The organism is Photobacterium kasasachensis, from assembly GCF_050336885.1.
Classification (GTDB): Bacteria; Pseudomonadota; Gammaproteobacteria; order Enterobacterales; family Vibrionaceae; genus Photobacterium; species Photobacterium kasasachensis.
Map to the genome: position 1 here is coordinate 26,844 of NZ_JAKJSH010000023.1, position 13,863 is coordinate 40,706.

14 protein-coding genes are annotated in these 13,863 nt (G+C 48.9%); 6 read left to right on the top strand and 8 right to left on the bottom strand.

Going from position 1 to position 13,863, the window contains the following annotated elements; translation table 11 throughout:
- Positions 1–4 precede the first annotated feature (4 nt).
- Positions 5–724, bottom strand: a complete 720-nt coding sequence (locus tag L4D19_RS24965; protein ID WP_428454693.1) for a (Fe-S)-binding protein — start codon at positions 722–724, stop codon at positions 5–7.
- A gap of 107 nt (positions 725–831) precedes the next feature.
- Positions 832–2,412 carry an L-lactate permease gene (locus tag L4D19_RS24970; RefSeq protein ID WP_428454694.1) on the bottom strand — a complete coding sequence of 527 codons (1,581 nt, stop codon included), beginning with the start codon at positions 2,410–2,412 and terminating at the stop codon, positions 832–834.
- A gap of 496 nt (positions 2,413–2,908) precedes the next feature.
- Here L4D19_RS24970 and L4D19_RS24975 point away from each other — a divergent pair, with 496 nt between their 5' ends.
- Positions 2,909–3,274, top strand: a complete 366-nt coding sequence (locus L4D19_RS24975) for a DCC1-like thiol-disulfide oxidoreductase family protein (RefSeq protein WP_428454695.1) — start codon at positions 2,909–2,911, stop codon at positions 3,272–3,274.
- A 149-nt stretch (positions 3,275–3,423) separates the two neighbouring features.
- Here L4D19_RS24975 and L4D19_RS24980 read toward each other — a convergent pair whose 3' ends face one another.
- Both L4D19_RS24980 and bioA read right to left on the bottom strand, forming a co-directional pair.
- The gene (locus tag L4D19_RS24980) at positions 3,424–3,987 is read right to left on the bottom strand and encodes an LON peptidase substrate-binding domain-containing protein (RefSeq protein WP_428454696.1); all 564 of its coding nucleotides are present in this window, start codon (positions 3,985–3,987) and stop codon (positions 3,424–3,426) included.
- 90 nt (positions 3,988–4,077) lie between these two features.
- A complete protein-coding gene (gene bioA, locus L4D19_RS24985) occupies positions 4,078–5,337 on the bottom strand; it encodes an adenosylmethionine--8-amino-7-oxononanoate transaminase (RefSeq protein ID WP_428454747.1) in 1,260 nt (419 codons plus the stop codon).
- Between the two features lie 216 nt (positions 5,338–5,553).
- On the opposite strand from bioA, the gene bioB reads away from it, so the two are divergent.
- From bioB to bioD, 4 genes are read left to right on the top strand one after another with little or no spacing between them, the layout of a single operon-like run.
- On the top strand, positions 5,554–6,606 hold the full coding sequence (gene bioB, locus L4D19_RS24990) for a biotin synthase BioB (RefSeq protein WP_160648263.1): 1,053 nt from the start codon (positions 5,554–5,556) through the stop codon (positions 6,604–6,606).
- Positions 6,593–7,756 carry an 8-amino-7-oxononanoate synthase gene (gene bioF / locus L4D19_RS24995; protein WP_428454697.1) on the top strand — a complete coding sequence of 388 codons (1,164 nt, stop codon included), beginning with the start codon at positions 6,593–6,595 and terminating at the stop codon, positions 7,754–7,756. Before bioB ends, bioF begins: the two co-directional genes overlap by 14 nt.
- Complete coding sequence (bioC, locus tag L4D19_RS25000; RefSeq protein ID WP_428454698.1) at positions 7,749–8,573, top strand: malonyl-ACP O-methyltransferase BioC; 825 nt, start codon at positions 7,749–7,751, stop codon at positions 8,571–8,573. The genes bioF and bioC overlap by 8 nt, the downstream gene beginning before the upstream one ends.
- Complete coding sequence (gene bioD, locus L4D19_RS25005) at positions 8,566–9,246, top strand: dethiobiotin synthase (protein ID WP_428454699.1); 681 nt, start codon at positions 8,566–8,568, stop codon at positions 9,244–9,246. The genes bioC and bioD overlap by 8 nt, the downstream gene beginning before the upstream one ends.
- Positions 9,247–9,352: 106 nt before the next feature.
- On the opposite strand, the gene L4D19_RS25010 is transcribed toward bioD, so the two are convergent.
- Positions 9,353–10,009, bottom strand: coding sequence for a hypothetical protein (locus tag L4D19_RS25010; protein ID WP_428454700.1), 657 nt, complete (start codon positions 10,007–10,009; stop codon positions 9,353–9,355).
- Positions 10,010–10,220: 211 nt separating this feature from the next.
- Positions 10,221–10,382 (bottom strand): hypothetical protein, encoded by a 162-nt coding sequence (locus L4D19_RS25015; RefSeq protein ID WP_428454701.1) that lies wholly within the window; start codon positions 10,380–10,382, stop codon positions 10,221–10,223.
- A gap of 401 nt (positions 10,383–10,783) precedes the next feature.
- Between L4D19_RS25015 and htpX the strand changes: the two genes are divergently transcribed.
- Positions 10,784–11,668 carry a protease HtpX gene (htpX, locus tag L4D19_RS25020; RefSeq protein ID WP_428454702.1) on the top strand — a complete coding sequence of 295 codons (885 nt, stop codon included), beginning with the start codon at positions 10,784–10,786 and terminating at the stop codon, positions 11,666–11,668.
- A gap of 138 nt (positions 11,669–11,806) precedes the next feature.
- Here the strand turns inward: htpX and L4D19_RS25025 are convergent, their stop codons facing one another.
- The gene (locus L4D19_RS25025) at positions 11,807–12,448 is read right to left on the bottom strand and encodes an N-acyl amino acid synthase FeeM domain-containing protein (protein WP_428454703.1); all 642 of its coding nucleotides are present in this window, start codon (positions 12,446–12,448) and stop codon (positions 11,807–11,809) included.
- Between the two features lie 232 nt (positions 12,449–12,680).
- Positions 12,681–13,829 carry a PQQ-dependent sugar dehydrogenase gene (locus L4D19_RS25030; protein ID WP_428454704.1) on the bottom strand — a complete coding sequence of 383 codons (1,149 nt, stop codon included), beginning with the start codon at positions 13,827–13,829 and terminating at the stop codon, positions 12,681–12,683.
- Positions 13,830–13,863 lie beyond the last annotated feature (34 nt).

Here is a 13,863-nt window from a genome sequence, read left to right on the forward strand (position 1 = left end):
CCTCTTAGCGACTCATTAACACATCGACAATGTGCAGTACTTTTACCGGACGCCCTTCGCGGGTCATACGTCCACCAATGTTCATCAGGCAGCTGATATCGGCGCCAATGAGGTACTCAGGTTGGACTTCACTAATGTGGTGGACCTTTTCTTTGACCATTTCACCGGAAATCTCGGACATCTTGACCGAGAAGGTGCCGCCGAAACCACAGCAGGTTTCCTGGTTTTTGATTGGCACCATTTCCAGGCCTTCGACATTGGCCAGCAGGCGAAGCGGTTCCTCGCGAACGCCCAGTTTGCGGATCAGGCTGCATGACGGGTGATAAACGGCACGGCCTTTCAGGCGGGCACCGACATTTTCGACACCCAGCTCGTTGACAATAAACTGAGTCAGTTCGAACAGGCGGTCGGCTACCTTCTGTGCGCGGGCTGCCCACTCTGGTTCGGTGGCAAGGTATTCCGGATAGCGTTTGATCGAGGCTGCGCATGAGCCAGCCGGTGTAACGATTGGATGATCATTTTCTTCAAAAGCGGCAATCATGTTTTTCATTGCTGGCTTGCTGCCTTCAATGTAGCCACTATTCAATGAAGGTTGTCCGCAGCATCCTTGTTTTTCAGGGAAGATGATTTCGCAGCCAAGCTGTTCCAAAAGCACGACAGACTTTTTGGCAACCTCGGCTTTTACCGTGTCGCACAGGCAGGTGGCAAAAAAGTTTACCTTCATGATATTGCTCCAGTGACGGTTTACCCGTGTTTATATTGTGGTAGTTATTCTTTGTGTTCAGCGTGGTATTTCACGCTGAACACTGATTGCGACTTAAGTTTGTCTGATTAGACAAAGGCACTTGCCAGGCCGACAATCACCCCGTATAGCACCATAGGCACCACGGTTCGCTTGATGATGTAGCCCTCTTTGTTGGCGATACCCAGAATGGTCGACACAGCAATGATGTTGTTGATACAAACCATGTTACCCATCGAGGCACCGACGGATTGCAGGGCCAGAATCGTTGTTTCCGGTAGGGCAACATTCATGGCAATTGTCTGCTGGATGCCGCCGAAGGTCAGGTTGGATACAGTGGCCGAGCCTGAGAAGAACGCACCCAGAGCGCCCAGGTAAGACGCTACCCACTGCCAGTTGGCCCCCATTAGGTTGGAGAAGGCCTGCCCGGTCGTCATGATTGGCGACTTGTCTCCGCCTATCATCATGAATTTAACCATGATCAGTGCGCCGACAAGGGCAATAAACGGCATTTTGATACGGCTGGCTGTTTCGGTAAATGCTTGTTTGACAGTGCTGCGCTGCATACCTAGTACCGGTATAGAGATGAGTACCACCAGTAGGAAAGGGATCAATGCCGGTACGTAAAGCGTCTTGTATGCCCAGCTTGTTTCGGTGCCCAGGATACTGCTCAGTTTGATGATTAGCGCCTGGCTGACACTCAAATCACTAAAGCCCAGGCTCAGGTTAAATAGTGGTGTGCTGTCTGTCAGCATTCCCTTGATACCTAATTGCTGGATACGGGTGACAATCAGAATAAGGATCAGTAGCAGGGTCGGGCTCATGGCCTTCAGAATGGTTTTAAAAGGGATCTGCTCTGTCTTAACGCTTGATGTTGACTCTGGTGTTTCAAGCCCGATGTTGTAGCGCGCAAGCAGGATAGATAGCGTGAGGCCAATTGCGCCGCCAATCAGTGACGGGAACTCGTAGTTCCACTGCGCAAATAGCAGATAAGGCACGGTACAAGAAAGTACGCTCAGCTGGATAAACAGCAGGTTGCGGCGAATTTCCTGCCAGCTGACAACAAACTTAAGTGCGATCACCGGGATAATGAAAGCGGCAATGGAATGAAGCAGCGCAGACAGGCGGCCGGTTTCCATCAGTGCATCTTCATTCAGACCAAGGCTGCTAAAGCCGAACCAGGTTGGTGTGCCGACAGCACCGAATGAGACAGGAACAGAGTTCATCACCAGTGCCAGCATTGCGACTTTCAGTGGGTTGAAACCCAGACCGACCAAAATAGGTGCAGCAATCGCGGCTGGCGTACCGAACCCTGACGCACCTTCAATCATGAAGGCGAAGGCCCAGCCAATGATCATCAGCTGCGCTGTTTGGTTACGGCTGATCCCTTCTAGCCATTGGCGGATAACATCTTCGGCACCAGAAAGGGCAATAACACGGTTAAGAAGAATAGCGCCTGCAATAATTGAAATTGGGGTGATTGCGGACAAAGAGCCGGCAATAATATTGGCAGAGATCAGGGTGATGTCAGTGCCAAAGTAAAAGAGTTGTAGCAGGCCAATAATAAGCGCTGTAACAGGCAGCGCGATGTGCGAAGGTAGGGCATCTTTCTTGGTCATCATCCAAATAAGAAGCAAAATCGGTACAACAGATATTGCAAGGTTTATCATTCTATATCCCACTCTATTAGTCGGTGTTCAGATTGTGTTTGTGAAGTTATTTTTCTAATTATTAATTGTCGGTAGAGGTTGTCGTGACCGGCAATCTTGTGGGGGGAGTATTCTAGGCGCGAAAATCAATCTGGCTATCTGTTTTTGTTTTGTTATATGTGTGACAAATAAATTGTTTGTGATTCTGCTCCGAATGTTAAAATTAGCATTGAGCTGATTTTTATTATTATCAATGACTTATATTCAGCACTAAAAGTGTGTGATTATTATTGGATGAGATTTGGAAACAATCATTTTGCTATTGTTTGCCAATCAAAAAGCTCAAAATTTAACGAAATTTTCAGAATGTTCACATAGGTAAGAATGGTTATCATTATAAAAAGCCTGATTTGTTGTAATTTAACTACAAATATTGATATTTACTGCTAAAACTAGACATTTTTTCCTACATTTAAAACAGCACCTGAGTCGTTGTTGGATTGTTAAGGTTGGTACCATGACTAAAGCGCATCTAATTGTTTACTACGATGGGTCCTGTAAGAGCTGCATTGAGGATCGTGCGCGTTATGAAATCTGGCTCGGCAAACACATTGATCAGGTCAGTTGGTTTGATATAACCGATCAGGATGCCTATTTAATGGATCGCGGTATTGATCCCGCCCGTGCCTTGAGGGAGTTGCATGTCGAGGACGCCGAAGGGGTGATTCATCGAGAGCTTGATGCCTATATCCTGCTACTGCAGCAGATTTGGTGGCTGAGGCCTCTGGCCTGCGTTATTGCGTTACCGGTTATCCGGCGAAGGTTGTCGCAGTGGTACCGACGTCAGGTCGATAGTCGGCTGGCGCGTGATGGCCGGGGGTAGGAGTGTAGTTGCTTTGGTTTTGTGCTTTGGTGATAGCTGCAACTTATTTTGATGCTAGCGGAAACTGAGGATCTCAATCTTGTCATTGTGAATAGGCACGTCCGTAGACAGAGATTGAGACATAACAGCAAGAAATCCTCTATCTCGTGTTATTCTTTTTTTAGTTGTTCATCAATAATATTGTGTAGAAAAGACAGCGCAGCCCGGTGGTCACTTCTACTCATAAACCATTGCTTCTGGTTTGTTTCCAGAGGCAATATTTCCAGCCAGCGCTGGCATACCCAGGTCATGTCCTCGTAGTCTGGAATGGGGTAGTTGGTGGCATGTTCCGGATATTCTTCAAACAAGGCCCGGAGACTGTTTGCGATATCCCGGTCGGCAAACTTCATTAATGTGGGAGACCAGTTCTTCATCAGGGTGATATCACCGAACCTGAGTCCATCATCCTCCTGCCAGTGTTCATTGATCACAAACTTTTCGACACCTTTGACGGTGACGCCCAATAAGCCGTCGGGAAGGCGTTCAAAGTCGGTAATAATAGCTCGGGTGCCGAAATGACAAAGTGTTTCACCGTTTTTCATGCACAGGCCGAAGCCATCTCCGGACGCCATTGCAAGTTTTACCAGGCGTGTGTATCTGGGTTCAAAGATCCTGAGTTTGCTGATACCGCCCGGTAACAAATACAGCTGTAACGGAAAAAGGGGTAACTGCATAATTCATAGCCTTACTGACGTTATTTAATGGATGTAACGCTAGTGAAAAGTATAAGCAGACAATTTTAGGAAATTGTCTGCTTTTCGATACTACTGCAGAGTTCGTAACATTGCGGAAGTAAGGCGGCTAAGTTCCTGTGGTTTAATGATAAATGGAGGCATTATGTAGACAAGTGTGCCAAAAGGGCGAATCCAGACACCGTTGTCTACAAAATCCTTCTGTATTTTTGCCATATCAACAGGCTCAAAGAGCTCAACCACCCCGATTGCACCCAGCCAGCGTACGTCTTTCACCTTATTTAGCTTAGCAATTTCCGGCAGCTCTCGAGCAAGCTGTTTTTCTATGTTGATGACTTGTTGCTGCCACTGGCCCTGGAGCAGCAGTTCAAGGCTTGCATTGGCAACGGCACAGGCCAGCGGGTTGCCCATAAATGTCGGACCGTGCATGAAGCAGCCGGCTTCCCCGCCACAGACTGTATCAGCGACATGCTTGGTGGTGAGGGTGGCGGAAAGTGTCATGTAGCCGCCGGTCAGTGCTTTGCCGACACACATAATGTCCGGGCTGATCCCGGCGTGCTCGCAGGCGAACAGCTTGCCAGTTCGGCCAAAGCCGGTGGCAATCTCGTCAGCGATAAGCAGGATGCCTGATTGATCACATAGCTCGCGAACGCGTTTCAGGTACGTCGGGTGGTAGATCCGCATACCACCGGCACCCTGAACAATCGGTTCGATGATCACAGCTGCAATTTTATTCTGGTTTGCTTCGAGCTTGTTTTTGAAGTCCTGGATATCCTCTTCGTTCCATTCTGCGTCATATCGACACTGGGGAGACTGGGCGAAAATATGCTCCGGCAGGAAACCTTTATACAGGCTATGCATGGAATTGTCGGGATCCGTTACCGACATGGCAGCGAAGGTATCACCGTGGTAGCCATGTTTGACGGTCAGAAATTTAGGACGGCGTTCTCCCTTGGCATGCCAGTATTGCAGGGCCATTTTCAATGAGACTTCTACAGCAACGGAGCCGGAATCGGCCAGGAATACGTGCTGTAGGGGGGCCGGGGTCATATCGACCAGCTTCTTGCAGAGGTCGACGGCAGGCTGGTGGGTGATCCCGCCAAACATGACGTGGGACATTTTATCAATCTGTGCCTTGGCGGCCTGATTGAGTGCTGGATGATTATAGCCGTGAATTGTTGACCACCATGAAGACATACCGTCAATTATCTTCCTGCCGTCTTCTAGCTGAAGGTAGACGCCGTCGGCACTCTCTACCGGATAGCAGGGGAGCGGGTTGAGTGTCGAGGTATAGGGATGCCAGACGTGCTGCTGGTCAAATTCTAGATCAATTGGGTTGATTAAATTTTGCACAGATGTAAACCTTTGCCCTTGTTGGTAGTTGACAGTTTACTAACTCGAAGTAGACTAGCCAAGTATTGATACCCGTTTGGATCGATATTTAATGTCTTGATTCAAATGAAAACAGAATGAATAAAGTCGCTGTTTAGCCTGGCCCTACTTGTTTTCCAGTTGCCAAACAGTCACTGACTAAAGAGGTTATTACACGTGGAAGTACGTCACGACTGGAGCGTCAAGGAAGTTCAAGCCTTATTTGACAAGCCCTTTATGGACTTGGTATTTGAAGCTCAGCAGGTTCACCGCCAGCATCATGAGCCGAATAAGGTACAGGTTAGTACTTTGCTTTCAATCAAGACCGGCGCTTGCCCGGAAGACTGTAAGTACTGTCCGCAGAGTGCCCATTACCGTACCGACGTCGAGCGCGAGCGACTGCTGGAAGTCGAGCGCGTGCTGGATGCGGCCAATAAGGCCAAGGCATCAGGTGCGACGCGATTCTGTATGGGGGCGGCGTGGAAAAACCCGAAAGAGCGCGACATGCCATATCTGCTTGATATGGTCCGTGGTGTAAAGGACATGGGGCTGGAAACCTGTATGACCCTGGGCATGATCACTAGCGATCAGGCCGATGAGCTGGCTGGTGCCGGTCTTGACTACTACAACCACAACCTCGATACCTCGCCGGAATATTACGGCAATATTATCACTACCCGTACCTACCAGGATCGCCTGGATACCCTGAGTCATGTCCGTGACGCCGGAATGAAAATTTGTTCGGGCGGCATTATCGGTATGGGCGAAAGCTCGCGTGACCGTGCAAGCCTGCTGGTGGAGCTGGCCAACCTGCCGGTTCACCCGGAAAGTGTGCCAATTAACATGCTGGTTAAGGTGAAAGGTACGCCGTTGGAGTCGGTAGAGGATGTTGACCCGTTTGACTTTGTCCGGATTATCGCCGTGGCACGTATCATTATGCCTAAGTCGGCAGTCCGTTTGTCTGCCGGTCGTGAAGATATGAACGAGCAGATGCAGGCCCTTTGTTTTATGGCGGGTGCCAACTCGGTTTTCTACGGCTGTAAATTGCTGACGACACCGAACCCGGGTGAAGATAAGGATATGCAGCTGTTTGCCAAGCTCGGTATCAACCGTCAGGAGCAAGCGGCAAAACCGGATGAGATACAAGAACAAGAGCTTTTAGGCCAGGTCGCTCAGCGTGTCGCAGCCCGTCCGTCAAAAGACGATTTGTTCTACGATGCCTCGCTTTAAGCACCGTATTACACAAGCCCTGAGTGATCGTAAAGCTCAGGGGTTGTATCGCCAACGTACTCGTCTTGACCGGCGCCAGCAGATGATCGACTGTCAGGGTGAGTCGCTTGTTAACTTCTCCAGCAACGACTACCTTGGTCTGGCTCAGGAACCGGCGCTGATTGCGGCCTGGCAGCAAGGCTTGAGTCTCTACGGTACCGGGAGCGGGGCTTCACCACTGGTGACCGGCTTTCATTCTGCCCATCATGAGCTGGAAGCGCAGCTGGCCGACTGGCTAGGCTACGACAGGGCGTTGCTTTTCAACAGCGGTTTCAGTGCCAATCAGGCACTGTTGTTTACCTTGCTGGAAAAGGAAGATGTGCTGATTCAGGACAAACTGAATCATGCCTCGTTGATGGAGGCGGGCATATTGTCACCGGCTACCATGCGGCGCTTCACTCATAACGACATGACATCCCTCGAACGTACTCTCTTGCGCAGTAATCAACAGTCTCCTGAATCGGCCCGTATGGTGGTAACGGAAGGGGTCTTCAGCATGGATGGTGATTTGTCGCCACTGGCGGATATCAAACGCCTGTGCGTCAATCATCACAGCTGGCTAGTGGTAGATGATGCCCATGGTTGTGGTGTCTTGGGTGAACAAGGCAGCGGTAGTTGCGATCACGCCGGGATCAAGGCCGATGTGTTGATTGTCACCTTTGGCAAGGCATTTGGTTTGCAGGGGGCCGCAGTATTATGCGACGAGGAAACGGCGGAATATCTGGTCCAGTTTGCTCGTCACTTTATTTATTCGACGGCAATGCCGCCGGCACAGGCGTTTGCCCTAAGCAAGGCATGCTCTTTGATCCGAGCGGATCAATGGCGCCGGGACAAGCTGCAAGATCTGGGTGACCGGCTTGCTGAACGTGTTGCTTCGGATGTGGATCTTGTTGCAACCCAAACACCGATCAAACCATTGATCATTGGCGATAGTGATAAAACAATGGCGGCCTCCCAGGCGCTTAAAGAGCGGGGGATCTGGGTGAGTGCTATCCGTCCGCCTACGGTTCCGGCCAATAGTGCGCGTCTACGTATTACATTGACCGCAGCGCACAGCCGAGCAGATATCGACAAGCTCGCAACAGCTATTAATGAGGTGATTCATGACTAACGGAATGAATGCAGTCACTCATGGTCAGCATGAGATTCAGCCGCAGGATAAAAAAGCGATAGCAGAGGCTTTTGGCCGGGCGGCCAAGCACTATGATAAAGCGGCAGCCTTCCAGCGCCAGGTTGGTCATCTTTTATTGGACAAGCTTCCGGCTGTCAGTCAGGTGGGTAGCCGCGCACTTGATCTTGGTTGTGGAACGGGATATTTCAGTGAGCAATTGCTGCAACGTGGCTATCAGGTGTGTGCTGCGGATTTGTCGGTTCAGATGTTGGAGCATGCTAAGAAGCGGTGTGGCGATATGGCGACATATATCGAGGCCGATGCCGAGGATCTGCCGCTTGAGGATAACCAGTTCGGCATTGCCTTTAGCAGCCTGGCTCTGCAGTGGTGTGACGATCTGTCGGTACCGCTTGCAGAATTGAAGCGAGTGGTTAAGCCCGGCGGTTTGATCTTGTTCTCGACACTGGCTGACGGTTCGCTGTATGAGCTTGCTAAATCGTGGCAGCAAGTTGATCAGTATCAACATGTAAATGAGTTTCTTTCGCCAAAAGCGATAAAACTTGCGCTGGCGCAAGCGGGCTGTTCAAGCGATGGCCTAGAATTTACGCCTATCACGATGCAATACAATACGGCAGTTGAACTCATGAAAGACCTGAAAGGGATAGGGGCTACACATCTGCAGCAGGAGCGCAAGGCAGGCTTGGCCGGTCGTAAAACGATTCAGGCGTTAGAGAGCGCTTATGCTGAGTTCCGAGATGAGAATGGCCAACTGCCGGCAACATACCAAGTCTGTTTTGGAGTAATTATTAATGACTAACGCTTTCTTTGTAGCAGGAACAGATACCGAAGTCGGTAAAACTGTTGCCTCTCGCGCAATTTTACACGCAGCTGGCAGCGCGAACATTAAGATGGCGGGTTATAAGCCTGTTGCGTCTGGCAGTGCGCCGACCGATGAGGGGATGCGTAACTCAGACGCATTGTATATTCAGGATGCTTCCGTAGTCGAGCTTGCCTATGATGAAGTGAACCCGTATGCGTTTGAAGCGGCAGTGTCACCGCATCTGGCAGCCGAGCAGGAAGACAGAGTGATTAACTTTGATATCTTGTCTCAGGGTCTGGAGCATCTTAAATCGAAATCTGAAGTGGTACTGGTAGAAGGCGCTGGCGGTTGGCGTGTACCGGTTTCGCGTACTGATTTTCTTTCGAGCTGGGTTAAGCAAGAGAAATTGCCGGTTGTACTGGTTGTTGGTGTTAAGCTGGGTTGTTTAAGCCATGCCATTCTGACTGCTGAAGCAATTAAGAATGACGGCCTGGAGCTGGTTGGCTGGGTAGCAAACCGCATTAATCCGGGTACTGAAAACTATTCGGAGATTATCCGAATGCTGGAAGAGAACCTGCCGGGGAAAAAGCTGGGTGAGATCCCGTATATGCCTGGCATTAAGAAGCGTGACTTGTCACAGTACATTGACCTTTCACCTCTGGGACTGTAGCTGAAAGCAGTTACTAGCAAACAGTTTCGCGTCTAGTTTTAATATAAAGAACCCTGCACATTGGCAGGGTTTTTTATTGGCTGGATTTGTCATCAATGATGAGATGTTATTTGTTCTTTCTGAATAGCTCAGGCAGGCAATACCATGCAGCTGCGAATACGATCAGGCTGTATGCAAGCAGCTCCACCCCTTCTTCTGCCAGGTTTTTTACTGAACGTAGGTAGTTTTCCTGCATGGCGCCCTGCCATAAGTCACTCATGCCGTAGATGCGGGCAAAAACGAACAGGGTTGCAATTCCGGCTAACATCAATCCATAGCTTTTATGCCTGATGTAGTTGGTTAGTGGTTTTATTGATGTTTCCTTATGAGATAGCGCATAGCTGATAGCAACAGTTGCCAGTATCCACGCAGGGTATTTCCAGAAGCCGTGCTGAATCTGGTCAAACAGGCTGTCGAGCTCCCGGATCAAGATGACAGAGAAAAATGCACTGACCAGCAGGGCAAAGCCCCGTTGCTCACGGTGTTTGATTGCAACTGCGGCAAAAAGGCTTGCTGTAACGAATAGGTAGCCTTCCTGCAGGTATTCGATTAGTGAGTTTTCACCGATATTGCCGTTGTACTTAATAACCTCGAAGTGGATAGCAAACGCTGAAGCCGCAAGTAGCAGGGCCACTCCGAAAAAGTATGCAGATGAAATAATCAATGGGTGTAATGGTTGAACATTAGCTGAGGTGCTTTCTGTTTTGATTAGAGTCGATTGCATAATAGAACCCTTACCCGCTGTAGTCAGGTTGACCGCGATAAGCGCAACCGAAAGCTACAGGCAGATTTATCATTAATTGTTGTATGATGTGATTATGCGGCAGGGACGCTGAATGCAGGCTGTATTTGGTGACGAGAGTCACACTTTTTTCGTGTTAGAAACAAAAACCTCCTCAAAAGAGGAGGCTTAAGGAATTCGGTGAACGTCAAGCTTAGCTCTCGCCGGTAAGTCCCATTAGTGCTTCTTGTGTATCAGATAGTTTTTTTCCAGCAGTAGGTTCAATACCAAGTTCTTTGTGCGCTTCGTCTGCTGACATACCCAGATGGCAGCGTAGGATATCAATAGCAACCTGGTAGTTTTCGTGATCAGCCATCATTCCTCCTTGAAAATTCGACGACGGTATACTGCATCGTTGATGCTATACCTTCGACAATAGTGGAATGCTCTCATACTTTCAATAAGACTAAAGTCTAAAGCTGCCATTTATGACTAACATCACCGATTGTCGAGCATGTTATCAGCGGGGGTTGGATTCTTGGATAGCGTACGATGATAGGGTACAGTTATGTTCTTATATCAATATATAACAGTGGCGTATCCTCGGATCAATACTAACGAAACGTAACAATTTACCCCTTTTACTTGTAATTAGATTGATCGACCATACTATAAATAACAAATCGAATTGGTGGCACCGTATGCAATTTGCTTGTGGTAAACCATCGTTTGTACAGAACTAGAAAGCTTGATTGCTAATTGGAGAATATTAAAAGTATGAAGCGAATCGCATTATTCTTGGCAACTAACCTTGCTGTGATGCTGGTCTTCAGTGTTGTCTTGAACCTTATCTATGCTTTTACCAGTTTACAGCCCGGTAGCTTGAACGGTCTGCTGGTAATGGCGGCACTGTTTGGTTTTGGTGGCTCGCTAATCTCATTGTTTATGTCAAAGTCGATGGCATTGCGCTCTGTCGGCGGCATGGTGATTGAGCACCCGCGAAATGAAACCGAGCATTGGTTAATGGAAACTGTATCGCGTCAGGCTCAGCAGTCTGGTATAGGCATGCCGACTGTTGCCATTTATGACTCGGCAGATATTAACGCGTTTGCGACGGGAGCCAAGCGGGATGATTCTCTGGTTGCGGTATCGACAGGATTGCTTCATAGCATGACCCGTGATGAGGCCGAAGCCGTATTGGCGCATGAAGTTAGCCATATTTCTAATGGCGACATGGTCACTATGACGCTGATGCAAGGTGTCGTGAATACCTTTGTTATCTTTGTTTCCCGTTTGGTTGCCGGTGCGGTAAGCGGGTTTAACAATGGTGACGAAGACGGTGAAGGTGAAGGCGGCAGCTTCATGATGTACTTCGTCGTCTCGACAGTGATGGAAATCCTATTTGGTTTCCTGGCGAGCATTCTGACGATGTGGTACAGCCGCCATCGTGAATTCAAAGCGGATGCAGGCTCGGCACACCTAGTTGGGCGAGAGAAAATGATAGCGGCTCTTGAGCGTTTGAAAGTCAGTCATGAGTCTCAGCTTGAAGGTTCAATGATGGCATTCGGTATTAACGGCAAGAAGTCACTGTCTGAGCTGTTCATGACACACCCGCCGCTAGACAAGCGTATTGATGCGCTTCGCCGCGGTGAGCACCTGTAAACAGATCTGTAGTATTAGTGAAAAATCCCCTTAGCCAATGGCAAGGGGATTTTTTTATCTCTTCGCTATGAAAATGAAACCGGCACCTGCATTCTCACCGAAGAAAGCTTTGTCGCTGGCTGTTACAGTTTCGGGTTGTTAGCAGAACATCTGTGCTAGTTCGGTATCTGATAACACAGGTTTTAGTTGGGAGTAATGGGCTTTTAGCGGATATTGTCCCAAACGATCCTTATCAGGATCCCACTCGCTGACAAACATGGCGGTATCGAATTTCAGGGTTGGATACCGCTTGTAATCGGTGATTTTCCTAAAGCCAAGGCGCTCGTAGAATCGCTTGTGATTTTTTCTCGCGGCACAGATAACCAGTGTTTTGCCAGAGAGTTCGGTCAGATGCATTGGGTTGGCGAACAGCGCAAGCGGCACAGTCGCTGAAAAGTCGGTGATTTCAGGCAAGACAGTGAGCCTGTTTAGCTCCATAAGCGTGTCATACTTATTTTCTAATTCGGTAAAGACTTCGGGAAACAGTCTTTTGACCGGAATATCAAGCCAGCCGGGCTGCTGCTTAATCACCGATACTCGCAAGGAGGCAATTGATCGCTGATTGCATTTCAGAACAAAAGTATGGTTGTTCGGCATGCTGTCAAATTCGTCCGCTAGTCTTTGCTGTGTGTTGGCTTCTATATACCCTTGCTCCAAATATGCTTGATAACGGATGGCATACGCATCATCGAGAAGTTCCGGGGTTGAACAGTAATAATTATTGAGTGACTGTAGATCCATAGAGGTGCTTCATTCCTTGAGCTTGGGGTCATGCCTTTTTAGAAAAGGCAATAATCATCCATGAGACCGTTATTTTATCTAGTAGCACTAGTTAACGTTGCGAGGCAGTTACCATATGTAGATTGTTGCGTATTATTTCTGGTGATACTGAGGGTTGTGCAGTAATAAGGAAGACAATAATTGCACAACCTTGACCACGGGGTACGGATCAGATACAGCTGTAAGTAACTGACTAAAGCTTAGGTGAAATCAGGTATAAGTTGCCAGAATCGGTAGTGAAGTAAATCCAGCCTTCGGGGCTTTGAATCAGTGCCCGAATACGCTCTTTCAGCGGTGAAACTAAACGTTCCTCCGAGATAATATCTCCGTCTTTGCCTATAGAAAGGCGGTTGATATGCTCAAGTTTTAGCGCGCCGGTAAACAGATTTCCCTGCCATCCGGGAAAGGCTTCGCCTGTATAATGCAGCAAGCTACCTGGGGCAATCGAGGGAATATAAACTTTTCGTGGTGAAACGATGCCTGCTTTTTCTGTGGCTTCGCCCACTGACAAAGGTCCCCAGTACTCCTTGCCATGGGAGGTGACAGGCCAGCCGTAGTTGCTGCCTTTTTCGATCAGGTTGATTTCGTCACCGCCTCGCGGTCCGTGTTCAATTGCCCATAGGCGGTTATTGCGGAGATCAAAGGCCAGGCCTTGCGGATTACGGTGGCCATAGCTCCAGATCTCCGGGAGCGCGTTTGGGTTGGAGACAAACGGGTTGTCGGTTGGAACCGTCCCGTCCATGTTGAGGCGAAGAATGCTCCCGGCATGGGTAGTAAGATCTTGCCCGTTAGGGCGATCACCGCGATCGCCGACAGAGAAGAACAGGTGCCCCTGCTGATCAAAAGCGATCCGGCTGCCAAAGTGGCGATAGCTTGTTGTGGCTGAATTAGTAACAAGCAGTTCCTGCCACTGGGTTAGCGTATCTTGTTCGAGCTTGCTGCGAGCCAGAACGGTGACGGCTTGCTCACCAAGCATTTTGCTATAGGTAAAGTACAGCCAGCCATTTGACTGTTGATAGCCCGGCTCGGTTACAACATCAAGCAGACCTCCTTGTCCTGCAGCTGCAACATCTGGCAAGCCTTTAACCTGAGTTCGATTGTTCCCGGCAGTATCAAGGATGACAGCTTCCCCATGGCGTTGGGTGATCAGCAGTTGATTTGGGCTAATGAAAGCCATTCCCCAGGGAACAGACAAGTTTTGGGCCACAAGAGAGACTTGATAGTCCATGTTGTTGCTTGAGCCTGTTATTACCACTGTGGCTCTAGCCATACCGGCAAGCATGAATGCACCAGAAATGGATAGTAAAACAAGAGAAAGGGTGCGAATAACAGACGTCATCATGAGCTAAAGTTCTTGGTTAGTAAGGCTTATTCTG

Excerpts from the sequence above, each read along its gene's own strand:
- L4D19_RS24965 (WP_428454693.1), bottom strand. The coding sequence starts at position 724 with ATGAAGGTAAACTTTTTTGCCACCTGCCTGTGCGACACGGTAAAAGCC.
- L4D19_RS24970 (WP_428454694.1), bottom strand. The coding sequence starts at position 2,412 with ATGATAAACCTTGCAATATCTGTTGTACCGATTTTGCTTCTTATTTGG.
- L4D19_RS24975 (WP_428454695.1), top strand. The coding sequence starts at position 2,909 with ATGACTAAAGCGCATCTAATTGTTTACTACGATGGGTCCTGTAAGAGC.
- L4D19_RS24980 (WP_428454696.1), bottom strand. The coding sequence starts at position 3,987 with ATGCAGTTACCCCTTTTTCCGTTACAGCTGTATTTGTTACCGGGCGGT.
- bioF (WP_428454697.1), top strand. The coding sequence starts at position 6,593 with ATGCCTCGCTTTAAGCACCGTATTACACAAGCCCTGAGTGATCGTAAA.
- bioC (WP_428454698.1), top strand. The coding sequence starts at position 7,749 with ATGACTAACGGAATGAATGCAGTCACTCATGGTCAGCATGAGATTCAG.
- bioD (WP_428454699.1), top strand. The coding sequence starts at position 8,566 with ATGACTAACGCTTTCTTTGTAGCAGGAACAGATACCGAAGTCGGTAAA.
- L4D19_RS25010 (WP_428454700.1), bottom strand. The coding sequence starts at position 10,009 with ATGCAATCGACTCTAATCAAAACAGAAAGCACCTCAGCTAATGTTCAA.
- L4D19_RS25015 (WP_428454701.1), bottom strand. The coding sequence starts at position 10,382 with ATGGCTGATCACGAAAACTACCAGGTTGCTATTGATATCCTACGCTGC.
- htpX (WP_428454702.1), top strand. The coding sequence starts at position 10,784 with ATGAAGCGAATCGCATTATTCTTGGCAACTAACCTTGCTGTGATGCTG.
- L4D19_RS25025 (WP_428454703.1), bottom strand. The coding sequence starts at position 12,448 with ATGGATCTACAGTCACTCAATAATTATTACTGTTCAACCCCGGAACTT.
- L4D19_RS25030 (WP_428454704.1), bottom strand. The coding sequence starts at position 13,829 with ATGATGACGTCTGTTATTCGCACCCTTTCTCTTGTTTTACTATCCATT.